The sequence below is a fragment of the Candidatus Ichthyocystis hellenicum genome (assembly GCF_001460935.1).
GTDB classification, from domain to species: Bacteria; Pseudomonadota; Gammaproteobacteria; order Burkholderiales; family 2013Ark19i; genus Ichthyocystis; species Ichthyocystis hellenicum.
Genome location: NZ_LN906597.1, coordinates 753552 through 777104 on the forward strand (window position 1 = coordinate 753552; position 23553 = coordinate 777104).

At 35.3% G+C, this 23553-nt stretch carries 19 protein-coding genes and 2 tRNA genes; 10 read left to right on the forward strand and 11 right to left on the reverse strand.

Annotation, left to right across the window (positions count from 1 at the left end; translation table 11 throughout):
* The first annotated feature begins 269 nt into the window (after positions 1-269).
* Positions 270-1007: a hypothetical protein gene (locus tag Arg41_RS03530; RefSeq protein ID WP_092490477.1), complete on the forward strand. Its 738-nt coding sequence runs from the start codon at positions 270-272 to the stop codon at positions 1005-1007.
* 48 nt (positions 1008-1055) lie between these two features.
* On the opposite strand, the gene Arg41_RS03535 is transcribed toward Arg41_RS03530, so the two are convergent.
* Positions 1056-2372, reverse strand: coding sequence for a coiled-coil domain-containing protein (locus Arg41_RS03535; protein ID WP_092490478.1), 1317 nt, complete (start codon positions 2370-2372; stop codon positions 1056-1058).
* Positions 2373-3652: 1280 nt separating this feature from the next.
* Between Arg41_RS03535 and Arg41_RS03540 the strand changes: the two genes are divergently transcribed.
* Both Arg41_RS03540 and Arg41_RS03545 read left to right on the forward strand, forming a co-directional pair.
* Positions 3653-3979 (forward strand): hypothetical protein, encoded by a 327-nt coding sequence (locus Arg41_RS03540; protein ID WP_092490479.1) that lies wholly within the window; start codon positions 3653-3655, stop codon positions 3977-3979.
* 990 nt (positions 3980-4969) lie between these two features.
* Complete coding sequence (locus Arg41_RS03545; protein WP_092490480.1) at positions 4970-6787, forward strand: hypothetical protein; 1818 nt, start codon at positions 4970-4972, stop codon at positions 6785-6787.
* A 708-nt stretch (positions 6788-7495) separates the two neighbouring features.
* Here the strand turns inward: Arg41_RS03545 and Arg41_RS03550 are convergent.
* From Arg41_RS03550 to Arg41_RS03570, 5 genes are all read right to left on the reverse strand, one after another.
* A complete protein-coding gene (locus Arg41_RS03550) occupies positions 7496-8161 on the reverse strand; it encodes a hypothetical protein (protein ID WP_092490481.1) in 666 nt (221 codons plus the stop codon).
* A 151-nt stretch (positions 8162-8312) separates the two neighbouring features.
* Positions 8313-9200 carry a hypothetical protein gene (locus tag Arg41_RS03555; RefSeq protein WP_092490482.1) on the reverse strand — a complete coding sequence of 296 codons (888 nt, stop codon included), beginning with the start codon at positions 9198-9200 and terminating at the stop codon, positions 8313-8315.
* Positions 9201-10220: 1020 nt separating this feature from the next.
* The gene (locus Arg41_RS03560) at positions 10221-10787 is read right to left on the reverse strand and encodes a hypothetical protein (protein WP_092343013.1); all 567 of its coding nucleotides are present in this window, start codon (positions 10785-10787) and stop codon (positions 10221-10223) included.
* 1782 nt (positions 10788-12569) lie between these two features.
* A complete protein-coding gene (locus Arg41_RS03565) occupies positions 12570-13001 on the reverse strand; it encodes a hypothetical protein (RefSeq protein WP_092490483.1) in 432 nt (143 codons plus the stop codon).
* Positions 13002-13345: 344 nt separating this feature from the next.
* The gene (locus Arg41_RS03570; RefSeq protein WP_092490484.1) at positions 13346-15652 is read right to left on the reverse strand and encodes an AAA family ATPase; all 2307 of its coding nucleotides are present in this window, start codon (positions 15650-15652) and stop codon (positions 13346-13348) included.
* 744 nt (positions 15653-16396) lie between these two features.
* Between Arg41_RS03570 and Arg41_RS03575 the strand changes: the two genes are divergently transcribed.
* Positions 16397-16473, forward strand: a tRNA-Met gene (locus tag Arg41_RS03575).
* Positions 16474-16480: 7 nt separating this feature from the next.
* Here the strand turns inward: Arg41_RS03575 and Arg41_RS03580 are convergent.
* The 5 genes from Arg41_RS03580 to Arg41_RS03595 all read right to left on the reverse strand — a co-directional run bounded on the left by Arg41_RS03580 (position 16481) and on the right by Arg41_RS03595 (position 18805).
* A complete protein-coding gene (locus tag Arg41_RS03580) occupies positions 16481-16798 on the reverse strand; it encodes a hypothetical protein (RefSeq protein ID WP_092343010.1) in 318 nt (105 codons plus the stop codon).
* Positions 16795-17511: a hypothetical protein gene (locus tag Arg41_RS03585; RefSeq protein ID WP_092343009.1), complete on the reverse strand. Its 717-nt coding sequence runs from the start codon at positions 17509-17511 to the stop codon at positions 16795-16797. The genes Arg41_RS03580 and Arg41_RS03585 overlap by 4 nt, the downstream gene beginning before the upstream one ends.
* A gap of 4 nt (positions 17512-17515) precedes the next feature.
* Positions 17516-17689 carry a hypothetical protein gene (locus tag Arg41_RS07885; RefSeq protein ID WP_157722258.1) on the reverse strand — a complete coding sequence of 58 codons (174 nt, stop codon included), beginning with the start codon at positions 17687-17689 and terminating at the stop codon, positions 17516-17518.
* Between the two features lie 48 nt (positions 17690-17737).
* Positions 17738-17814, reverse strand: a tRNA-Pro gene (locus Arg41_RS03590).
* 7 nt (positions 17815-17821) lie between these two features.
* The gene (locus tag Arg41_RS03595) at positions 17822-18805 is read right to left on the reverse strand and encodes a polyprenyl synthetase family protein (RefSeq protein WP_092490485.1); all 984 of its coding nucleotides are present in this window, start codon (positions 18803-18805) and stop codon (positions 17822-17824) included.
* Positions 18806-19034: 229 nt separating this feature from the next.
* Between Arg41_RS03595 and rplU the strand changes: the two genes are divergently transcribed.
* The 6 genes from rplU to dapE are packed head-to-tail and all read left to right on the forward strand — an operon-like array spanning position 19035 to position 23331.
* Positions 19035-19346 carry a 50S ribosomal protein L21 gene (rplU, locus tag Arg41_RS03600; protein ID WP_092343007.1) on the forward strand — a complete coding sequence of 104 codons (312 nt, stop codon included), beginning with the start codon at positions 19035-19037 and terminating at the stop codon, positions 19344-19346.
* 38 nt (positions 19347-19384) lie between these two features.
* A complete protein-coding gene (gene rpmA, locus Arg41_RS03605) occupies positions 19385-19642 on the forward strand; it encodes a 50S ribosomal protein L27 (RefSeq protein WP_092343006.1) in 258 nt (85 codons plus the stop codon).
* Positions 19643-19658: 16 nt separating this feature from the next.
* Positions 19659-20693: an Obg family GTPase CgtA gene (gene cgtA, locus Arg41_RS03610; RefSeq protein ID WP_092343005.1), complete on the forward strand. Its 1035-nt coding sequence runs from the start codon at positions 19659-19661 to the stop codon at positions 20691-20693.
* A 21-nt stretch (positions 20694-20714) separates the two neighbouring features.
* Complete coding sequence (locus Arg41_RS03615) at positions 20715-21365, forward strand: VirB8 family type IV secretion system protein (protein WP_092343004.1); 651 nt, start codon at positions 20715-20717, stop codon at positions 21363-21365.
* Positions 21366-21380: 15 nt separating this feature from the next.
* Positions 21381-22196, forward strand: coding sequence for a 2,3,4,5-tetrahydropyridine-2,6-dicarboxylate N-succinyltransferase (locus tag Arg41_RS03620; RefSeq protein WP_092343003.1), 816 nt, complete (start codon positions 21381-21383; stop codon positions 22194-22196).
* A 1-nt stretch (position 22197) separates the two neighbouring features.
* Complete coding sequence (dapE, locus tag Arg41_RS03625; RefSeq protein WP_092343002.1) at positions 22198-23331, forward strand: succinyl-diaminopimelate desuccinylase; 1134 nt, start codon at positions 22198-22200, stop codon at positions 23329-23331.
* Positions 23332-23553 lie beyond the last annotated feature (222 nt).

Genomic DNA, 23553 nt, shown 5'->3' on the forward strand with positions numbered 1-23553 from the left:
TTACATTGTGTATTTGGGCTTTTTATCATAACCTCGAGTTTTATCATGTTATCTATACGGTTACATGAGATTACGGTTGTTATTTGGTGATCTCTTGATTAATTATCATGCAGGTCTTGTAGGTTTCAGTGATCATTATTATTCTTTATGTGGAGGTAGATTATGTGTGGTCTGCTTTGATTTTTGTGGTGTTACGCAATTCACAGTTTTGTGCTTTCTAGCAGTTATTATTTTTTTGCTGTTCCATAGGACTCGAGATAGGAAGTTAAATGCGTGTCATGGGTTCTTCATTCTCAGATTCAGTGGAGGTGTTTTCTGCCGTGCGTGATGATCATGAACAAATTACTAGTTGCGGTTATGGCGCGAACGAGGTTGTGGATGATATTTTTCAGGGCAGTGATGTATCTAGTTATTCTCTGTCTGGTGACTCTAGTTTACGGGAAAGCGGATGCTTATCAAATAATATGTTTTTGATCGGGTTTTTTTTCTTAGTGGCTTTGTATATTTTGGTAGTCGTCTGTTTGACTATTCAAAGTTTTAGTTTTGATAATATTGCAGCAGTAGTGATTGAGTTGGGATTGTTTGTAGGTGTTATTGCGGCACCAATGGTGATGTGCTTGTCTACTCAATGTAATGGTACAAATGGCAGGCTTTCAATCATGTCTTCTTCTACTGATTTGCAGCCGTCTGTTGATTTGCAACATATTGATGCAGATTGTGATGATACCGGTAACGATATTGATGCATTAGTTGCTAGTATAAGTGATTGTTTGCATAGAATCGAGGACAGTTGTGGCTGGGCAAATGATATTGTTGCATATGGTGATAATTCGGTGGATTTAGAAAATTATGTTTTGCATATGACTAATTGTCTTAATAGGATGGAAACACGCGCTGATAGATTGCTATTTTTTGATAGTGAAGAAATTCTGACTATGATCAATAGACTGGATTTACCGCAATTTCCTTCCAACAGTTTGATGGCGTTACTGACTTCGGATAAGTAGAGAATGAGGGGAAGCCTTACCTATTACTCCCCCTATGTAGCTGTGTTGCTATGGTTTTGGATGTTGCCCCTCTTGTGATTTTTGAATTGAATCTTTAAGTGACGAGAGCTTGCTTGTTTCCGATCTTAGATTAGCTGTTTTTACTGATAAATCTTTGCTTTTTTCTATTAATTCAGACAGAAGCACCTCTTTATCCAGAAGAAGTCTTTCTCTTCTCACAATGTCTTCGAGAAAATCATAAGCTGAACTAGAAATGTCAGACATGCTACTTTCAAACATGGATAGTTGAGACATCATATCTCTATATTCTTTTTTGCCGGGGGTGGATTTTTTCCCACCAGACCGATCTTTACCTTCTTCAACAGAAGCCGCGGATTCTTTGATTTTTTCGACAGAGGCACTAACGTTTTCAACGCATCTCTTCATGGTTTCTTCGCTTCTGAGGAGGCTACTGACTAATTCTTTGCGTGCTTTACTTGCTGCTTGTTCTTCAGTATGTAATCTATTTTCCGCAGACATAAGATTGAGCTGAAGCTCTTCCATTGTTGATGCAAGTGATTTCATCTTTTCTAATTCCACGACTTTAGATCTTACAAGCTCTTCTTTTCTTTCTAATTCTGTAGATAGTAACTGCATACTTTGCGCTCTATCATTTAGATCTGATTCTTTTTTTGATAGAGCTTCAAGTGCTCTACCCAACTCAGATGTTATTTCTTTTCTGCGCGCCTCTAGTAATTTGCGATTGTCTTCTATTGCCTTCATCTTATTGTTGACATGTGCTTCACAGGCTTCTACTGATTCACCAACGCATCTACTGCGTCCTAAATTTATTCCTTTCTTTTTTCCAATAATGAAGCACGAAATAGAGGATACGATAGAAGCAATTCCTATAACACTACAACCAATATATGAAATGAGGTCAGTAAGGCTTTTGTTATCCATTCCTGGTGCATGAATTAAGTACAATATTGACAGTATCGAAACAACTATATACACCATTATGATTATGGCTAATATCAAGCAAGCAGCAACGACAGCCTTATCTGATCTAGACATTTTTGGTGGGTTGATTTCTACACGAATACTTCGATCCTGATTATCCGTTAAACTTGAAATAGAGCCAGAAGAAGAATGATGCGATCCTGATTTTGTGTGTGCTTGATTTGGTACCACTAGGCCAGAGAGTATTGAGCTGCTTTCTGGTGAATTTTCACAAACATTACTATATTCTTCGTCATCGACATTCCTTGCTAAGATTCGTTCAATTTCACTATTTTCCAGAGACAGATCGGGGCTATTTCCCAGCGAGTCTTCGTGGTTCATTATCAAAGGTTGCTGTTCGGCACTTACACTAGAGGATGACACTACCAGTTCTCCTTATACAAGGCCAATTCATTAGGCGATCAATACAACATCAGTCTATCAGTACGCAATTCAGGCTACTTTTTTTGAAATAGTTTGACAAGACTTATTTTTCAAATAAACGGCATTTTTTATAAATTTTATAAAAATTCACCATTTTTCATAGTTAGAGGTAGAGGTAATTTTTTAGATAGGTATACAGTAAGTAGATGATTATTGCTTGTGGTTGTTCATGTGTAAAATTATCCACGATGAGGTTGTATTGCCTGCTTGTTGTAAATCGTGTTTTATTGCTTAATAAGACTTACTTTATGCTCACATATAATGCGTAACCTTTATCTAAGGTCAGTTAAATATATAAGAGGTCAAAGTATTGCTTTGGTTACTCAAAATGATGGCCAATGGATGAATATGTATTGTTCCTTAACGCTATTTGCTATGGATTTTTTAATATATTTATTTTGCTAATTTATAGTGAGTGCAAAACTAATTATATTGATTGCTATGGGATAATTTTTTATCGCTCAGTATTGATAATATATTGGGGTTTAGTTTATTCAATATCTATAGCATGGTAAAAGTGTGAATAAATATGTTAAATATTTTTAATACATATGTGCATATTAACCAATATTATTATCAATATTTTTAATTATTTATTGAAAATAATACGTCAATAATACGTGTTATTTTTGGCTCTAGTAGTGCGGTATTATTCATTTTTATATACCATCCTTTCAATAATACTGTGCTCTCAAATCAAAATTTTTAGCGAATTTTAGTTTTGATCCTAAATTTGACGTTGGATACTATGGTTTCTATATTATAACAATAAGAAGTTAACCAGAAATATTAAGTGTCATTTGATCATGTGTGCTTTTGGATGTAATTCTGTTAGTAAAAAGTTTACTGTAGTTTATAGTTATTTTTATTGGTTATGAAGAGCATCTAAAGAGATAATTCACTAAACCACTATTTGATTGCTGTTGAAAGCTGGATTGGTTCATACATATATTTTATTGATAATACTTTACTATGTGTGGTTGATGCTTAAGCAATTGTTATTGATGTTAGCAAAGTCTGCTTGTGGATCAATTAATTTTCATGTTGTCGTTGTGTAATATGCGATTTTTCCCACTTTTTTGTTTTTGCAATGAGAAACGTATCATAGTTGCGGTTATGTATTGTTTGTGTTTTTGGTAATGATAGTGCGTACTTATTTTCCTTGAGCTAGGGTTTAGGTGTTTAACTGCTGTGGTGCTTACTGATTAGGGGCTGTAGTCATGAATAATTTGAATTCGAAATGTTGCAAACCTGTGAATAGTTTTTGTTCTGATGGAAGTGAAGCTAGTTCTTCTTCCAGTGCTGCCAGTGCCGATGGTACATTACTCGCTTCTGGTATTAAGCAAGAGGATGTGTTAGATGGATGTGTAAACTTGAAGAAGATCGGTGAAGATGGTGGTGTGAGACCACCGTCCAAACGTCTTTGTGATCGTTTTCGTGGAAACCGTAGAGGTAATGTAGGGACATCTGGTTTTTCCATGTATAATCGGGATTCCTTTTGTATTGGGACAGTAGAAAAAAACAGGAATGATGCAAAAAATAAATAATAGTTAATTTAAGATTTTTATCAAAAATTTTCCAATTTAAGGACAACGATTTTTTATGATGCGAAATTAGGTCGGTGTTTATTGCGGTTTGGTTAATTATAATTATTGCCATTTATCAAATTACCCGTTGGGATTAATTTTCAGTTTTCTTGTTTCCTACTATAAGTTGAGTTGCATTCTGTGCATTGGCTGCTGATAGGATCATAGCAACTTTGATCCTATCAGTTTTTTGTTGCAGATTAAATGTGATTAATATTGTTAATGATTGCTTGATCAAAACTTTAGATTAGAACATATGACAATTAAATAATAATTTAGAAACATTGCCATGCCATGCATTAAAATTGGACTTTTTATGCTTTGTGTTTTTCCCCGCCATTATATTATGCCATAGTTATATTTGTGATCAATAAATGTATAGCTAGCACTTCTTTTATTAGGTTTAGGTATATTTTTCCCGAGTTTTTCATGATAAGTGGACTTATTAAAATAACAGCTATTATTTGGGTCTAAGTGTTATATTTTTATCAGGGTTTGCTCTTATTCTTTAATCTAGTTTTGGATATAGATATCTTATTCACATCTAAGTTTGTCTAAATAAGTTAAGCTACTGAAGTAGTAGTCATTATATAGGTTAGGTTTGGGCGCCATTATTATTAGGATTTTATCTTATTTTTTAATTTAATCATAACTATTTTGTGAATTGTGCAATATATTTAAGTGACTTTTTAAACAAAGTAGTGTTTGACCTAGTTTTATGATCTGTAATTTATAGTGTAAACATTTGTTTTGGTGTTAAGTCAGCTTGTATGAACTGCAAGGTGATTGTATTGAAGTAAATTATAACTATTGGTGTTTTTCTGGGTGTTGTTTTATGTGCTGTCTAGTTTATTCTTAAGTTTATTCTCTGATGGGATTGGATTTAACATAAAACTTTTGCTGCATATAAGAATACAAAAATAAAAATGGATGCGAAAAGGAGACGTGGTTATGAATCCATATGTAGGCGGGAGTTCTTCTTCTAATGTTGGTGGTGGTAGTTCAGATGGTAGGGGTGGGCACGGTGCATCCTCACGGTTGCGTTCTATTAGTACTTCTTCCAGTAGTTCTTCTGTCATGATGTCTGCAAGAAGAGCTGGTGCTAGTGCTCGTGTAGGTGCGATGGGTCCTATGGTTGGTGTGGGTGCTGCAGTTTTGAGTGCTGCTTATTCTCAATCACATAGTTCTTCTACTATGGCAGGTACCAATCAAGCATATCCTGGAGGAGCTAGACCACGTACACGTACTGTTTCTGGTTATCAGTATGGTTATCGTCCTGGAGGTGGGTCTCACCATGTTCAAGGTGTAGTTGCTAGCGGTGGACATAATACTGGCCAAGGATCTCGAGTTGTCACTAGACCTCGCGTGGGAAGTGTTTCCTCTTATCATCATAGGGGAGGGTATTCTTCAGCTCAATCTAGAGGTGGGTTCAGAGGGGGGGCATCATCATCAGGTGCTATGACTCGTATGGAAACTTTTGTTGGTCATCCTGCCGCTCAAGGTCAAGGTGTAGGTGGACCTCAATGGGGAAAATTAGGCGCTAGACCTCGTATGGGAACCAGTGCGGTTGGTCATCATTCGGATCAAGGTAGAGGTGGATCCCAAGGGGGGGCATTAGGCGCTAGACCTCGTATGGGAACCAGTGCGGTTGGTCATCATTCGGGTCAAGGTGTAGGTGGATTCCAAGGTGGTCAAGCATCTACTAGACATCGTGCTAAAAGTGATGCTAGTAATCTTCGAGGACAAGTCAATGATGGTAGTCTATGGATAAGTGAAGCTACTAATAGTGCCATGCATGGAAGTTTTTCTGGTACTCAATTGACGGGATCTCAGTCTTCTCTTTTTGCTGCGATATCTGGCTCTGGCCCAGAATATTCTGGAGAGGGTAATTCATCTAAGGGCAAAGTTGAATGTGGCTTTGGCGGTGCTTGCGGTGCCTCAGATTATCGTTGTGATGATGGTGGTTTTGGTGAGTATGAAGCTAGAATTAGAAGTAGTAGTTTAGCGGCGGGGTGTGCTGATAGAAGACCTATATTATTTGGTTCTAAATCTAAGGGTAGTTTCTTGGACAGGGGTGGTTGTAATCCTGATTATAGGCAGGGCGATGGGGATAAAGATTGGAGTCATCAGCAAAGAGTTAGGAGTCAAAGCGTTGCAGTTGGCTTAGGGAAAAAAGAGGATCTTCAAGGCACTGTCAGTAAGGGGGTTACTGGTGCAGTTGCAAATTCAAGTAAAGGTCTTGGTGGTGATTGGTTTTCACATAGAAGGGGCAGAAGTAAGAGTTTTGGATTAGGTATGATGAGTGAAGGATTATCTAAGTCTACGCGATGGGGATGGTTAGGTAATCCTTCAGTGGCGTATCCTGAATCAAAATATGGTAGAGAGTCACCTAGGCGTATTGACAGTGCTTCTTCCTTTTTTATGCCTCCAAAGGCTACTGAAGTAAGTAGTTTTGGTGGTAATTTTGTTAGTTGTAATGACTCGGTAATGGTTGTTGATAAGGAAGGTAAGGCTTCTTTTATTGATGGGAATAAACCTTTAATGATCGTTATGGGTGGTCGTATTACTAGTTTGGGACTTGGACATCCAGACAATAAGGAAGGAGATGATGTAGAAAAAGATAAGGGTGATGGCAGTAGTTGCGATGACGAATTACTTGTTTTATCCCCCGATAATGATGCCGAGGACGAAGTAGATAGTGGTGCAGATAAGGGAAAAAATGAAGGCAAAAAGAAAAAAGGCTTCTTTAAAAGATTTTTTTCTAAATAAAGATGCTTAGGTAGTTTTGATTGAATTTTTATGTTGGACTAAGTGGTTTTTTTGATGTGATATGTTTGACAACATTGGCCACGTAATTACACAGTTATAGTGGCTGATGTTGAGTTTTTTGTGTTGGCTTGAATTGCTTTGATGGTTACTATGTATGTTCTATTTTACTCCTTAATTGATTATTTTTATAAATAATAGTTAATGACTTGCATTTAATAATTTGTTTTTGCTATAAAGTGGAGATAGGCGCAGCTGATGATGTTATTTGTGATAATAAATTGATTGCCGCAAGTGAAGGAGGGGTTTTAATTTTTACACCGTAAATATTTTTATTTCTCAATAGCTTTGCTTATGCTTCACAAGCCCGTATTCTACATTCATTATTGATTATCGTTTTTTTGTCAGCAGGAGATGATTTTATCTTTCTATCATAATCTTGTGTGTTTTTGATAGTATAAATTTATAACAGTTGGGCAAGTTTATTATACAACCAGCAACTAAAGTCGTATTTTTTCTAGGTACAGGTATAGGTCGTGATTTATTTTACTAGCCATGCACTATATGCCATGGTAATTATAATTGATGTTTTCACAAAGTTGTAAGTTAAAATACGATTGAAGACAAATTATCACATTAGTTGACAACATAAGATGCTTTAATAAACTGAGTGTTCACAGCCAAAATTAGTAGAGGCATACCTGTTATTGTTTATTGGCCACCGTAAGAGAGGTCAATTTCACTAAGATTTCCATCAGCAAGAATGATAAGCCTTCCAAGTATTTCATCGTGAGCTGTGGCATCATCATCGTTATTTTCTTCGGTCAAGGCCAGTAATCTTTTACTTATCTCGTCCTCAGTAGGTATGGGTGTGCAGTCCACTGTTGGCACCAATTGACTACAACTATTTAGCGCAAGCAATCTGTTGCTCATGCTTTCATCTAATATTTGTTCTAATCTTTTTCCCTCAAGCATTTTAATTTTATCGCAATTAATTTTTTTACCTTCAGTACATTTTTTGCCATAACATAAAATAATGAACATGAGACTCATAGAAGATATACATAGTGCAGTTCCAACCAATGCAGTAATGGTACGTACCATTACTGGACTTACTTCAGTAATATTTATGATATTTCTATATATTAGGGTTGCAAAAACTATAAAAACTATTGTAAGAAACAATAATAGTACCACTAGTGAAATAAATACACAGTTGGGTGAATCATCAGGAATACTTACAATGCTATCCTGATCAATATTTTCTAATTCTTTAATTTGATTATCTACATCGTCACAGATGACATCTTCTCCGCAAATGTTACTTTCATAACACAATATTACATGATTATTGTTTGTGCGGTAAATATTATCCATTAAATGATGTTAATCCTAAGTAGAAATTGCGATGTTAGTGAGTGTATTGCTTGATGTTTTTAGCATATTATTTAATTTTTTAATTTAATTGGTGTGGCGACAAAATCCCCCACACCAATTATGTATTTGCTATGCTGCACCTTATATATTTTTAAAGTCTAACGTCATTAAGATTTCCTACTAATTCTTCTTTAGTTTTCGTACCAGCGCTAGACAGTAAATCCTGTAGTTGTTTTCCTGCTCCAGTTAATCTTGATTTAAGTGCTTTATTTTCCGCTTCCAATCTATCTATGTGTGCTTTTATTTCCTGACTCTCACGAGCAGACTTGGCATTTTCTATTGCATCTGATTTATTCATAACAGAAAAATTCACAGCGGCACTTGCTAATGTACTAACTTCTACTTGTACTTTAGTATGGGCTTTTACTAATTTCTTCATAATTTTTGCCTGATCACTGGCCGTTTTTCTTAGGTTGCAGCGTTTCATCGATGTAAGAGCTTCGGCTTTTGATTCGCTGTCACTTCTTCCTGATTTTTGTCCAGCGGCAAAACCAGAAGCAAACAGCAAGTAAGCAACAGAAAATCCACATAATGCAACTCCTGCCCATTTCTCAATATTACACAACATCGTTGCATCTAATCCTGGAATATGAATATGACCGGTATATGCTAGAATGGCAAAAATTAGGAATGCTACGAGTAGTAAGGCCAGTAATACCCCAACAAAAATTAATGCTTTGGCAGAAGAAGTCATAGGTGATTTGTATTCGACATCACCCTCAGGAGTTACTTTGAACCCAGGTAAGTGTGAAATACCCTCAACATCATCATCGGTTGCTGTCTGTAGATTAGCCGTAAATGTATCTGGATCCCAATGTTCCATTGTCTCAGTAAAAAAACTTGATGCTTTTTCTGATACTTGTGATGCTCTGGACAATGCACTTTCTGACATCAAACGGAGGTCATTATACTCATTGCCTTCAAATGGATCTACAGTTGTCAAAGTTGTAGGTGGGTTGCTGTCTGCGCATTTTGCCATATCAAATTCCTTTTTTATCATCGATTAAGTATATTTATCAATAGCAAAATATGAGTAATAAATACACTTAACAGCTTTAGTTAGTTAAAAAATTGTTGTTCTATAATTATTAGTGCAACACCATGATAATCTTTTATTTTTGAGGTGTAAGTAAAAATTTCTATTTTTTTAGCATAAAATTTCATGATTTTGTCTATTTTTCAGGGGAAATATTATTATGGTTTTCTAGTAGCATTTTGTAATTTAACTTTTAATAAGTACATACACTTATATTTCTCACGAAAATATAGTTTTTATGTTTTCTAATTTGATCATCTTTAATAGTAAGTAGTTACACTATAATTTCATACTTATAATATTTTGTTGATAACTGATTTTTAATGATGTTTATTCCGTGATTGTTTGGGTGATTTAGAAAAAACTACTTTATTGCTCTACAGTATCAATTATAGTGGATCTTTTGGGATGTTTGGGGATATTACCAGTGATATGTTGTTGCATAACAAGTAGTAATAAAGAGGAAAACTATATTTATTTTATAGGTAATACTATTACTTTGTTCAGTTAGATTTTTATTATTGCCGTAGCATTGGTTTTATCGCGATTGTGGTATTTGGATTTTAATCTTTTTATTTTTATGATTGCATTATATTGCTATGTTTTTGTAATTTTTAATTATTTTCTTCCATTACATTAGAACAGCTCAATATAGAAATTACAATTTATAACTAGATATATGTACATTTAGGTTTTTATTCATTCATCTTTAATTAAAAATAGATTAATTTGTAATAATGATGATCGTTGACCTATGATTTATTCCCTGTTTATTTTAAGTATTGCAACTTCAGTTAAGATCATTTTTTGTTCAAGTAAATAATTAATAATTATCATATAGGGATAATGAAGTTTTTATATTTGTCTTTCCAAGCCAGGCTATTACTAGGTAATTCAAATAAGGTGTAAATGTGGTTATGGCTTATATAAGTATTTCATGAAATTTATTGATTCATGTTATCTTTAAATTTTTATAATATCTTTGTACAGCAAAATGGCAATAGCTATAAAAAATGCAATAAGAAGTACCATCAACACTATAAAGGCAATCATCGAATTGTTTGATTTGTCATTAGTATGTTTGATATTTGAGTGAGATTGTTTTTCCGATTTATACAACTCTACCAAAGTTTCTAACTTTACTAAATCTGATGAATCTTTTAAAGATATTAAATCCATTAATTCTACCAAATCAACCGGATGTTCTATCTCACTAGAATCTACTAAGCCTAATGATATTTTTGATCCATACAAAATTTGTTTAGTTGTAACTTTCAAATTTACTAAAGTTTTTGATTTTTCGACAATTGTTTTTTCTTCTGTAGGTACTGATGGTTCCGAGTTTTCTTCTTTATCTGAATCTAATGAGTCATATGTATAATTTTCTGATGTTAATGTTTCCGAAGTTTCTGAATCTGTTTCAAGTGGTAATGATAATTCTGAGTTTTGTTCGTCCTGGATCTGAAAATATTCTTCGCTGCTCCAATTCCCAGATAATACAATTTTATTACCGCCAATGTAATTTATCATATGTTTTTCCTTTTATTGCCTATCCTATATATGGCACACAAGATTCATAGTATTTATTATTTTATTGGCCCGAGTAAGTAATGACCCCTCATTTTGTTTGCGGTAGTACGCTATTTTATATGTTATTTTATATATTAAATTATTGGTAATTGTATTATTAGTATTTTGGAGTGTAATTTATTTTGATGTTTAATTTTTAATAAGTGAAAACCCTTTATCTTATTTTTCTTTTGTGTGTAATATATATACTGCTATCTTATAATTTGTTCCATCAATGATCACATACTCGTGGGAGGAGATATAATTAGATATATTTTTATATTGCGTTTTTTCTGAAAGGTATTTGCATTTATGATTATTAATCATAGTACTTTAAATATAATAATAAGTAATTCTTGGTTCTAACATGTTGTGTTTGGCCTATTTCAGATTTGTTTGCAAAGGTATAGTATTTTTTGTTAAGGGGGGGTCTATCTGCTAGAGGTGGTCTAAAGAGGTTCATTGATAAATAAATGTGAGCTTATATTCTCTAATTTTATTATGTATTTAACGCAATAAGATCTATTCTAACCTATAACAGTAATATTTTATCCCTTTATAATATAATATTTATTATTGTTAAAATTAAGAAGCACTTAATTTGTTTTGTAATAAATAACTATAAGCTATAATTTTCTGAATTAGATTTATAATCATCAAATTTTCTACCCAGTGGAAAATATATTCTTATTAGAATTTATTAATCTTTTTTGTTTTACTGGGTTGAGAAATCTTTGTTATGAACCGAAGTTATATTATAGCAGCGTACTGTGCGCCATATATTATTTTGAGATACAATGCTAAAATAATTTTTTAGTGCTATTTTTTTATTATAATATATGCGTTAGATTAAACTGTTTGTGTTCATTATTTCGTTGCTATTGGTTGTTTTATTAATGAATATGAATATGAGTAGATTTAGGTTATTTTTTAATACAATTATATAAGCATAAAAATGTTAAATTTTTTTATCCCCTTTTTTATAAATAGGATCTAAAGTGAGGGGGTATTATTCTTTCTTATTTTGGAGTTATCTAGTTCATAAATAAAATTATTGACTTTTTTGTCAGAATTATAATTTTTGCTGCTAATCTTATTGTAAAAATATATTTAAACTTTATCCTAGGCTAGTAATTTTATACCCTTGCTTATTGCTACTGTGATACGAACTAGGAATTATTTTTAAAGTGTATTAATTATTGTAGAATTTTAAGTATTTTGTCGATTGTTTAGGTCTATAGTTTTAATTATTTATATGTTATATAAATAATTTATTTTGACTATTAAGCCATATTACTTAAGCTGTCAGTCGTTTTTTGATGCGGTTATGGTGATTTTTCATTTGTGATTAATGTAGTTATATTATTGCCTTAGTGCTTTTTATATCATGATAAAAGTATAACCATTATGAAAATGGTTCACGTTTCCTTCAGTTGCAGTGCTTTTAATTATAGCAATTTATATGATAATAACCACTATATCAATAGATGATTAAAATGATATAGTGGTACATGCATACTAGTGTTTCAATAGATAACTTTATTGTTTCTCCTCTTTTGTAACTTTAATTAATAAATTTTTTATCAAATAAGTGATGATTAATAACTATTATGTTACATTGAAGGCAACAAACTAAGATTTTTTATTCATTTGGTAATTGCGATTGTAGATCTGTAATAATAGGTATCAAATCAACAATCCATAAGAGCAAATATGCGCCTAACTTACAGAAATACATGAAACTTATCTTATTGTATATTTTTTCCTCATTACGGCTATAGCAATAAAAAGAGCTATAAGAATAATTGTTATTAATGCTGTAATTATCATGATTGCTTTTAATATTTTATCATTATTGGGTAAATTAAGTTTAGATAAATCGATGCTATCTAAATCTGATAAACTTTCTGATGTATAGCTTACCGAATCATCTGGAATGCTTGACAAACTTGATGAATCCATTGAACTGTACATAGAACTATATGCTGAACCATACACCGAACTATATGCTGAACCATACACCGAACTATCAACCGAACTATCCGAACTATCTGAACTATCAACTGAACTTTCTGACGCCAATGAGCTTAATGTGGAGTTTCTTCTTTCTTGGTTTGGTGTGGATCTGTCCCAGTCTTCTGGTGTAATACTATTGCCATGCACGCTATTTCCCATGAAACTTTTCCTCTCATAAGTATCTTTTATATAAATTCCGCTAATGCACACTTATCAGAAATTTATTTTATTTATTGAATCGGGAAAGATTTTATCTATGTGGGAGCGATACTTTGTATATGAATTTTAGGTATAATGCTATTAGGATTTTCGATTACTATTTTTCTATTAAATTTTTACTATAGGCATGATGGTAAGACTTTATTTATATCATAGTTATTTTATTGTTAATTTTTTATGGATATACTAAAAAATATATGCTTCTTTGTTGATAACTATTATTTATGACTAATTAAAAATAGCTTAATCTTTTTCTACTTAAATTACTGTAATTCAAGATAAAACTATTTTTTCTTACTAAAATATTTAAATAAGCCTTTTCTTTCTTTTTTGTCTTTCTTGTCCTTCTTATCTTTTTTGTCACTCTTGTCTTTTTTGTTTTTTGTTGGTTGTTTTTCGGCAGCAGCAGCTTCTACATGTGGTGGTTTTAGCGTTCTTCTTTTTACTACTGCTTCCTCTGCTTTTACTTCTCCATGGGTGACGATTGTTCCAATAAGTTCCTGAACATTAGGGGATTTCATACCATTATTACTCGAGGCGTTATTTGGATCAGAATATCTTTTTGAGCGCCCACTTTCATTATCTATTTCTCTGGGTACATGTAATGATTTCCTAGAACCACCAAGGTGCGATTTGCCCATTGCTTTAAAATCACTTTCTCCCCCATTTTCGTTAACGGACTTTCTACTGCCTTTAATCGATTTTTGAGGTTCTCCTGATTTATTTCCTATAAGAATAGATGGTGTTGACATATAAGATGCCATAGTTTCAAATGGTGTTTCTTCTCTCAAAGATCTTCGTCTATCACGGGATTTTGATCTATTTCTATCAAGATCTCCTTTGCCGTAAGATTCAGATCTATTGGGTTTTTTTGAAATGGGTCTTCCTAATGAGGGAGTATTTGATATATCAGTATTATGTTCACCTTCATTTCCTTTATTTGTCTCGGATGCCGAAGAGCTATGAGACCCTTCAGATCTATGAGTTTTTCTATCTCTTGTTCTTGCGGACGGTAATTTGTCATCGAGATATGCTCTGACTTTTGATCCAAGAACAACGTTTTTTTCACTGGTATTATTAATGGAGTTTATACTACTACCCATGGCTTTTTGAGATTCGTCTGATATATCTCCTCCAAATATGGATGGTGCTGTTACTCCATCACCAAATGATAATTGATCAAAATCTGATGATTCTGCATTAAAAGAATATCTATCATGGGATTTTGCTTTAACTATTTTTACAAGATTATCGCTACTAGAGGAGGTTGATTTATTGTATTTTTTTGAAAATGATCTTCCTAATGATCTAGCACTTGACATTGATGTAATTGACCTAGAAAGATTCTTCATAGAGTTAGACCAAGATTTTGACAGTGATTCGAATTTTGGAGCAGGTTTTTTGCTAGTAACCATGATGTCTATGTCAATTTCTTCAAAATCGAATTTTCCTGGGTATTGTGATCTTAGCCTTCTGATTTTTTTGTTAATCTTTTCTTGTTCTTTCAGTAGTACTTCTTCTTTATTTTTTATTTCTCTTTCTGAATTTTCTACTGTTTTTTCTCTTTCTTTTAGTGTTAAGTTTGCGGCTTCAGCAGAAACTTCAAATGTTTCTCTATTTTTATCTAACATCACTCTCTGTTCTTCTATTTCTAATTGTTTGCCATATAGTTCCAGTAATTGCTCATCAATTTTATTTTTTTGGGCAGCTAATTCCATTTTTCTAATATCTAATGTTTCAGTCATTGCTTTAACTTCATTTCCTCGTCTTATCATCTCTGCAGTTACGGCTGATGCACTTTCAACTATTCCCGGTGTCGTTAATGAATTTACTTCGTCAGTGCCTTGGCTAGATCTAAAAGCATTTACTACCTCTCTTGATATATGTAAATTTGATTCAATGCCAAGTTTATTTGTAATAGATTCTTTAGTTATGAATACAGAAAAGGCTTCTAAGTTACGAGAGCATGAGAAGTTTGTTATGAACATGATAAATGAAATCATAGCAGATCCAATTGCTATGCACGAACATACTTTGGATAGATCGATACTGTGAAAATTATTGGAAATTATGTGTAGAGCTATGAGTGTAATTACTGTTAATGCTGCTATCAGTAATATGAAGAATACTATTCCTACTCCGAAACATACATCACGTTGCCTTTGTAGTGATCTTAGATCTTTTTGGAAAGATTCATCAATTTCATTCTGGGCTTCTATCGCTATTTCGAACGGGTTTTTATCTCCCCTTGCCTCTTTTAGTTCCCTTCTTAATTCATTTTTTTCTCTTAATTTTTCCGTGATTTCTCTCACCTTTTCTGCTTTTTCTTTTAAAACTCTGTCTCTTTCTTGTCTTTCCTTTTCTTTTCTTATCTTTTCTTGTTTCTCTTTTGAGATAGGAGTTTTATTTTTAGCTGTATTCCCTAAATCTAATCCTACTGAGTCAAAACTAGTGAGATCGCTAGATTCTAATATTGATATAGCAGTAAGAGGATTTCCATCCGATTCTTGATTGCCAGAACTTGCTTCGGATGCTAAGTCAAATTTTTGATCTGGAGATCCATTAAGGTTAATGCTACCGTTAGAAGACATTTTGTTCACCTTGTTATTTAGTAGTTTCCCCTATTACCATCTTAGTATCAGGTTATACTCATAATTGTTATATGTTTTGTCGGTAAATTAATAAATAACCAAGCTATACCGTAGACGATATTTAGATCAACGACAATAGAGTAATATCTTGATCTCGTATTTATGTAGTCAATTTTATTTTTACGGAAAATAGTTATCAGTAGCAGAAATTTTAGCAAAGCATAAAGAACAATAAATTTTATTTTATTCTTGTTTTGTTGTTTTTTTATAAATATTGTCTGATGATTATATCGTTGTTATTCGGCTAAATTAAAGTAGTGTATATACTTGCTATGCAATGATATTTGTTCTCATTGTGAGAAGTGTTTCCTATCCTTAGCATATTGATTTCATATGAATATGGTGATGTGTGGATTTTATAATTTACTTCGCACTTTAAAATAATTCTCCAGTTTAAATTACCTAAGTTCTTACTTTACTTGAAACAAAAAATTACCCATTCATATAATGAGCAGATCACGTGATGCCTGAGAGATGAGATAATTTATCGTTCTAATTTTTTGATTGTTGTACGGATATACGATTTTGTGGTTAATGTTAATGATAAAAACCATTGCCATGTAAGCCCACTCATCATAGACGTGGGTTCCTAGGTTATGGGCATTTGAGCGCGATTTGTCTTGATTGAAGAAATTTATTGACAGAAACAGCTTGTAAATGCACAATCTCCTATCCTGTTGCAGACGCGGGGTGGAGCAGTTTGGTAGCTCGTCGGGCTCATAACCCGAAGGTCGCAGGTTCGAATCCTGCCCCCGCAACCATGTTCGCCTATTCTTCCACCAAGAATGGTGTTCCTAGACGTTCTTCTTTGTTTGTGTTTTCTGTTGGAGGTGGGTCTTCCTCTTCTTTGTCTTCCGTCAGTAGCGTTCTGCTTCTTGCAAAATCGTTTACTACCGAGTTTATGCTGTCTACTGGTATTATTAACCTGGCTTTTTCCTTCTTCAGTATGTGGGTTCCGCTTTCTGACCCATAGTCGCTTCCTATGTGTAGACAGATGTTGTTGCCTACTCGATATATTTGGCTAATTTCATCAAATAGTATGTCTACCATGTGGTGATCAGTGTCCCACTTAGTATGCTTTTTCATTTATCGCGCCTAAGTTCTGTGCTTAAAATAGGGGTCCTTTTACGGCGCTGGATTGAAAACAGCCCAAATGTTCCGCGAGTTTGGGTGCTCACTCCCTTGGTTTCATCAACTAACTTTTTTAAATCTCCTTCATAAGGAATCTTGTGCAGTAATACGTTGCTTCCAGGGTGATTGCTCTCAAACATTAGACTGAATAAAACATCTCCGCGCCTTACTATAATGTCCATGGATGTATCTACCCAGGAAATTGCCCAATTTATAGGTCGTTGCCATTCATAAATGTTAAATCTTCCAGAAATTAATGACCAACTTCGACTTTTGAAACACGGTGCCTCAATTTGATTCAAAAATACGTCCTCATCACTAACAAAAACATAGGGCAGTAACATTTGTAACACGGGCTTAGACGGATCCCTCCATGAGGACCGCGGTTGGAATTGAATACGATCAAATAAGCTGCTTTCCGGCATTTCTGTAAACGGATATATTGGGTAAAAATACCACCTTTTATTGTCAAAAATAGCCCTTATTCTGAAGGTATATGGGCTCCTAACATGAAACACACGTCTTTCATAGTGTTGAACGGCAGGGCAAGTAGAAATCCCAGAAGTTTTGGGTGGGTACAGAGAAGAAAGAGGCTCTGGTGGGTAAAAAAGGACGGCGCTGCTATCTTCAAACAGCGCCCAGCCAATAATTACCCGTGAGGAAGACATCTTACTAATGCACTTTCTGTTTGGCCTTATCTGCTCCGTACTGAGCTCCGTAATGGTGGCCATATGTTCCGTACTGTTGACCGTACATTCCATATTGCCTTCCATACTCACCATATTGCTTATCTAAAGAGCTCTGTTCTTTTCTTTGGTCAATAAAGTTCTTTTTACCCAATTTCATGCCTAAAACTCCTTAATTTTGTGACCGACAAGGTACAAACTTTCTACGTGGTCGGGGAGAGAGGATTCGAACCTCCGACCTCTACGTCCCGAACGTAGCGCTCTACCTGGCTAAGCTACACCCCGAATGAACTTACCTACATCTGTGGACAGCAAAGTCAGCCAATTCTAGCAATATTGCTTTGAATTGTGAATCAGGTACTGTGTTAATGTCTTCCTTAGCTTTTTTAGAAAACGAAACAGCCTGTTGGTGAACATAGTCAAGTGAGCGATTTCTAATAAGAATGTTTTTAATGTTTGCTAATTCATTGATGTTTTTTTGTAACATAATGCTGCAAATAAGCTTTTTTTCCTCATTGGAAGATTTTTCTAATGCATGGATGATTGGCAAGGTTACTTTTCCTTCCGATAGGTCCTGTCCCGGTGTTTTCCCACACAGATCATAATTTGCTGTGTAGTCCAATATGTCATCCATTAGCTGGAATGCTATTCCTATGTTGTGACCATAAGATTTCCACTGTTTTTGTTCCTCAGGTGAAACTTTAGCAATTAAACTCCCAACTTGTGCTGCAGCACAGAATAATTGAGCTGTTTTTTTGTCTATGATTTCCATGTAGCTACATTCGCTGAGGTCAAGTCGATTATGGTTTAAAAGCTGTAATACCTCACCTTCTGCGGTTTTATTAGTAGCATCGGCCATAACGGACAAAATTTCGTATATTTTTGCTTGGACCATGATTTGGAAAGCACGTGTGTACAAAAAGTCTCCAACCAGGATGCTTGTTGCATTGCCAAATACAATATTTGCTGCTTTTTTCCCTCGTCTCATCGATCCTTCATCTACGACGTCATCGTGCAATAGCGTTGCGACATGGACAAGCTCAATCATTGCGGCAAGATCGGCATGTTCCGTTCCTCGGTAACCACAAGCACGAGCTACAGCTAGTACTATCAACGGTCTAACTTTTTTGCCGCCACTATTTATGATGTGTTGGGATACATTGTGAATTTGTTCTGTTTCAGATGATATATGTTTCTTTATGGCTCGCTCTAAAAGTAGCAACTCTTCCCGCATGTATTCCTGGATGGTTACTAATTTATCATGATTCCGTGACATAGCTAATCCTTGTGATTCGCAACGTATAACGATTAGGGAACTGTCGGACGTTACCCATATTACTCAGGGAAGAGACATGTTAATATTTTTTTGTCTTGTGCTGTAGCTGTGCTTTTTAAGTATTGGTTGGCTTTCCTTTTAGTCTAACCTATCATAGAATCGTACAGCGTGTGGTTTTGGTCGGTTACGTTACCTTGGTTGGAGGCGCTTAACTCGGGAGTTTAAATTTATGTATGCAGTTTTGAAGACCGGTGGCAAACAGTACCGTGTTTCGGTGGGGGATGTTCTCCGTGTAGAGCAGCTTGATGCTGAAGTTGGTTCTGAAGTCGGTTTTGATGAGGTTTTACTGGTCAAACGTTCGGAAAAAGAGATTGATGTTGGTCGTCCTTTTTTGGAAAATGTCCTAATTAAGGGTACAGTTGTTTCTGCTGGTCGTGCTGGTAAGTTGAGGATTTTTAAAATGCGTCGACGTAAGCACTACCAAAAAAGACAGGGACATCGTCAGAACTATACGGAAGTTCGTATTGATAGCATTGGATAGTAATTTGTGTTGTCGTTGCAAAATTGTGAGGTGTTTTTATGGCACATAAGAAGGCGGGTGGTAGTTCCCGTAATGGTCGTGACTCTGAGTCCAAGCGTCTGGGGGTAAAAGTGTTCGGTGGCCAATTTGTTAAGGCCGGGGGCATTGTCGTTCGCCAACGTGGAACTAGGTTCCATGCCGGTGCAAATGTTGGTGTCGGTCGTGATTATACTCTTTTTGCTCTTATTCCTGGCTACGTTAAATTTTCTGTGGGCGGAAGGATTAAGAGGAAAATAGTTTCAGTTTCTGCAGCTTGATGTTGATTTTTATCTCATGAAGTTTGTTGATGAAGCTTTCGTTAAGGTGAGTGCTGGTAGCGGTGGTGCTGGCATGGTTTCTTTTCGTCGAGAAAAATACATTCCTAAGGGCGGTCCTAGTGGTGGAAACGGGGGGCGTGGTGGTAGTGTGTGGGCAGTAGCCGATGAAAATGTTAATACCTTGATTGAGTACCGCTACAAGAGACATTGTCAGGCTAAGAATGGTGATCGTGGTGGTAGCCGCAGTTGCTATGGTAGATCTGCTGAGGATGTGTTTCTTCCTGTTCCGGTGGGAACTGTCATTTACGGTGGTAATGATGCTTTGTTGTGTGACTTGGATGCAAACGGCAAAAAGTTCATGTTGGCACGTGGAGGACGTGGCGGGTTTGGCAATGAGCATTTTAAGACGGGGTCTAATCGTGCTCCGCGTCAGTCTACTGTAGGAGAAGTTGGCGAATCTCTGAATATTCGCTTTGAATTGAAGGTTATGGCGGATGTTGGTTTGGTTGGTAAACCAAATGTTGGTAAGTCTACACTTATACGTCGTGTTTCTTCTGCTACTCCCAAAGTTGCCGATTACCCTTTTACAACATTGCATCCTCACTTAGGTGTCGTGCGAGTCGGATGTTTTAGCAGTTTTGTTATGGCTGATATTCCTGGCATAATTGATGGTGCTTCCGAAGGGTTGGGATTAGGTCAGAGGTTTTTGAAACATATTCAGAGGACTAGACTGTTATTTCAGATGTTAGATGTATCATCTATGGATTTGGATATTATAGAATCAGAGTTTCGATCCATAGAGAAGGAGCTAGGAGGGTTTAGCCTGGGATTGCTAAGTAAACCACGTTGGTTGGTTTGCAATAAAGCAGAGGGTTGTTCAGGAGATGATTTGCGCCGCATTAGGGTTGATTTATCTGATCGACTATCTTTTCCGTTGACTTCTATTTACTGTATTTCAGGATTTACAGGGATGAATTGTGATTCCCTGATGAATGATGCTTATTATTTCCTGAGTTCAGTAGTTCTATCTTCAGACGTAGTTTCTCAGTAAAAATTTTGGGTCTGTCGTGTAATGAAATTTTTTACATCTTGGGAGATTTTTCATAAGGCGTTTGTTCTTCCTTTAGTTGTTAACAGGAGAATTTTCTTAGCCATAATTTTACTGATGATGACAAATATTTTTCAATCAATCACAATCTGGAAATTGGTTACTTTGCGTCATGAAGGTAGATTTGTTCTGGTGGAAGGTACAGATGGTAGCTTAAAGGTTTTACATGCTAGACCTTTTCGTCCTGAAGATTCCAATGTGTCTTACTTTATTCGTTTATGGGTAGATAGACTATTATCTGCAGATATTCGTAGCGTTAGACAAAATTTGTCTTTGGCTTCTGCTTGGGTTAGGGGTGAAGCTGTTACTGATTTGTATCGCTTTGTGCGTTCAGATATGATTGGTAAGAATTTTTCAAATGATAAAGGTTATGTGCGTTCTGTTTCATTTCGTTCTCTTGTTTTTGGTGGAAAGGGTACTTTGCGTCATGCTGATCTAACTCTTACATTGACAGTAACTAGCGATGGTAAAATTATTAGTCGCAAAGATAAAATGATGCATGTAGAGTTTTTTCTTGTACCACCAGTTTCAGAGCTTGATTCTCAGACTAATCCCTTGGGGTTGTTCATAACTCACTTTCGTATTGTTCCCATGAACGCTTCCGGTTTGTTCTAATGTTTAGGGATTATCATGTTTTCTGATAAGGATGTTATTAACGATTTGTGGTCAAGGCGTTCTACTTTGACGGCAGGTAATATTACTAATGAACATCGAAAATGTATTCTGCGAATTCTATCTTCTTTGAATGATGGGTCATTAAGGTTGGCAGAATACGACGGATGCTCTTGGATTACCCATGATTGGATAAAGAAAGCTATTTCTTTATCGTTTCGCGTGCAGACGATGCGCATGTTAGAAAGCGGAATTTTTAGATACTTTGATAAGTGCGGAGTTAAGTTCTCAGGTTTTAATGAGAATGATTTTATTGATTCTAAATGCCGTGTTGTTCCAGGAGCTATTGCTAGGTTTGGTTCCTACATAGCTCCCGGTGTAGTTTTGATGCCTTCGTTTGTGAATGTAGGTTGTTATGTTGATTCTGATTCTATGATAGATATAGGTGCAGTTTTGGGTGGCGGCGTACAAATTGGGAAACGTTGTCATATTTCTGCTAATTCTGTTATGGCTGGCGTTATAGAACCCGTTCAGAGTAGTCCTGTCATTATTGAAGATGATGTTATGGTTGGTGCTGGTGTGGTTGTTGCAGAGGGTGTGGTTGTTAAACGTGGAAGTGTGCTAGGTGCTGGTCTTAACATAAGTTCTTCTACTAAAATATTCAATCGTGCTACTGGAAAAATATCATGCGGTCAAATTCCAGAGTACTCGGTAGTTGTTCCTGGGTCATTGCCTGACAAAAGTGGGTGCGGTATTTCTTGTGCTGTTATAGTAAAGACAGTAGACGATAAAACGAGAAATATGGTTGCTCTTAATGAACTTTTAAGAGACTAGTGTGAATGATGTTATAGAGCTTTCTAAAAAATTGATTGCTTGTCCTTCTGTTTCTCCTGTTGATGCAGGGTGTCAAGATATAATTGTCTCTCGCCTTGAGGAGTCAGGTTTTTTATGCAAGCAGCTTAATTATGAAGATGTGAATAATTTTTGGGCAACTCATGGCAATGGTCCTCCTTACGTTTGTTTAGCTGGGCATACTGATGTAGTTCCAGTAGGGTCGCCTTCATCTTGGCGTTTTGATCCATTCGATCCAGTCGTTTGTAATGGCTATCTTTATGGGCGTGGTGCCTGTGATATGAAAACCGGCTTGGCTGCTTTGGTAGTAGCAGCAGAAGATTTTGTTTCTAAATTTCCCAATCACCCAGGTACCATATGCTTTTTGGTGACTTCGGATGAGGAGAGTTGCGCGATAAATGGAACAGCTAGGGTTGTTGATTGGCTTAGAACTAATGGGATTACAATAGATTTTTGTATTGTTGGTGAGCCGGTTAGTTTAGTACGCGTCGGTGACCAAATTAAGAACGGTGCTCGTGGTTCTTTGACGCTACACTTCACTGTTTCCGGCAAACAAGGTCATGTGTCGTATGATGATGCTGATAATTCTTGTCACAATGCATTGCCTTTTTTGACAAATCTTGTTTCTCATCAATGGGACTGTGGTAATGATAATTTTCAAAAAACGTCATTGCAAATTACCAATATTATGTCAGGTGTCGGTGCTGATAACGTTGTTCCCGGAGAATGTTCTGTATCGGTTAATTTGAGATATTGCCCCAGTCATAGTGAGAGTGAAATAAAATCAACTATTGAAAATATGATGAATGATTCAAATGTATCATTCATTAGCAGAAAGTGGGTTTCTGGAGCAGCTCCTTTTTATTCACCTTCTGGATATTTGTCAGAGGTTATATCTAGTCAAGCAGCAGCCATAACTGGATTATGCCCTACTGTTAGTACTAAGGGTGGGTCAAGTGATGGTAGATTTATTGCAGAGATTTGCACTGAAGTAGTTGAGTTTGGAGCCCTCGGGGGTATGGCTCACCAGATTGATGAATGTATTTGTATAGATGACCTTAATGTTCTTGTGAAAATTTACCATGGTACTATAGGTAAATTGTTATCCCGTGAATGAATCATGGAATACGGAAAATTGCCAATTACGGGTGATTTTTTGCTGTTATTAGTGCAATTGAAAATATTAATAAATTTTGTGTATTAGTTGAAACGAATTTTTTCCTTTTTCTGTAACAGTTCGCAGATAGCTACTGTTTTCGTTGGGTTATTGTCAGCGTAGTAGGGTTAAATTTTATTAAAATAATATTGTCCAACTTCTACAGTGTGTAATCATATAAAT

Bases quoted from the DNA above. Each gene is read 5' to 3' on its own strand.
- Arg41_RS07885 (WP_157722258.1), bottom strand. From the start codon at position 17,689: ATGAAATTGGGTAAAAAGAACTTTATTGACCAAAGAAAAGAACAGAGC.
- Arg41_RS03540 (WP_092490479.1), top strand. From the start codon at position 3,653: ATGAATAATTTGAATTCGAAATGTTGCAAACCTGTGAATAGTTTTTGT.
- Arg41_RS03555 (WP_092490482.1), bottom strand. From the start codon at position 9,200: ATGGCAAAATGCGCAGACAGCAACCCACCTACAACTTTGACAACTGTA.
- Arg41_RS03545 (WP_092490480.1), top strand. From the start codon at position 4,970: ATGAATCCATATGTAGGCGGGAGTTCTTCTTCTAATGTTGGTGGTGGT.
- Arg41_RS03550 (WP_092490481.1), bottom strand. From the start codon at position 8,161: ATGGATAATATTTACCGCACAAACAATAATCATGTAATATTGTGTTAT.
- Arg41_RS03565 (WP_092490483.1), bottom strand. From the start codon at position 13,001: ATGGGAAATAGCGTGCATGGCAATAGTATTACACCAGAAGACTGGGAC.
- cgtA (WP_092343005.1), top strand. From the start codon at position 19,659: ATGAAGTTTGTTGATGAAGCTTTCGTTAAGGTGAGTGCTGGTAGCGGT.
- Arg41_RS03595 (WP_092490485.1), bottom strand. From the start codon at position 18,805: ATGTCACGGAATCATGATAAATTAGTAACCATCCAGGAATACATGCGG.
- Arg41_RS03620 (WP_092343003.1), top strand. From the start codon at position 21,381: ATGTTTTCTGATAAGGATGTTATTAACGATTTGTGGTCAAGGCGTTCT.
- Arg41_RS03585 (WP_092343009.1), bottom strand. From the start codon at position 17,511: ATGTCTTCCTCACGGGTAATTATTGGCTGGGCGCTGTTTGAAGATAGC.
- Arg41_RS03530 (WP_092490477.1), top strand. From the start codon at position 270: ATGCGTGTCATGGGTTCTTCATTCTCAGATTCAGTGGAGGTGTTTTCT.
- Arg41_RS03580 (WP_092343010.1), bottom strand. From the start codon at position 16,798: ATGAAAAAGCATACTAAGTGGGACACTGATCACCACATGGTAGACATA.
- Arg41_RS03615 (WP_092343004.1), top strand. From the start codon at position 20,715: ATGAAATTTTTTACATCTTGGGAGATTTTTCATAAGGCGTTTGTTCTT.
- rplU (WP_092343007.1), top strand. From the start codon at position 19,035: ATGTATGCAGTTTTGAAGACCGGTGGCAAACAGTACCGTGTTTCGGTG.
- rpmA (WP_092343006.1), top strand. From the start codon at position 19,385: ATGGCACATAAGAAGGCGGGTGGTAGTTCCCGTAATGGTCGTGACTCT.
- Arg41_RS03570 (WP_092490484.1), bottom strand. From the start codon at position 15,652: ATGTCTTCTAACGGTAGCATTAACCTTAATGGATCTCCAGATCAAAAA.
- Arg41_RS03560 (WP_092343013.1), bottom strand. From the start codon at position 10,787: ATGATAAATTACATTGGCGGTAATAAAATTGTATTATCTGGGAATTGG.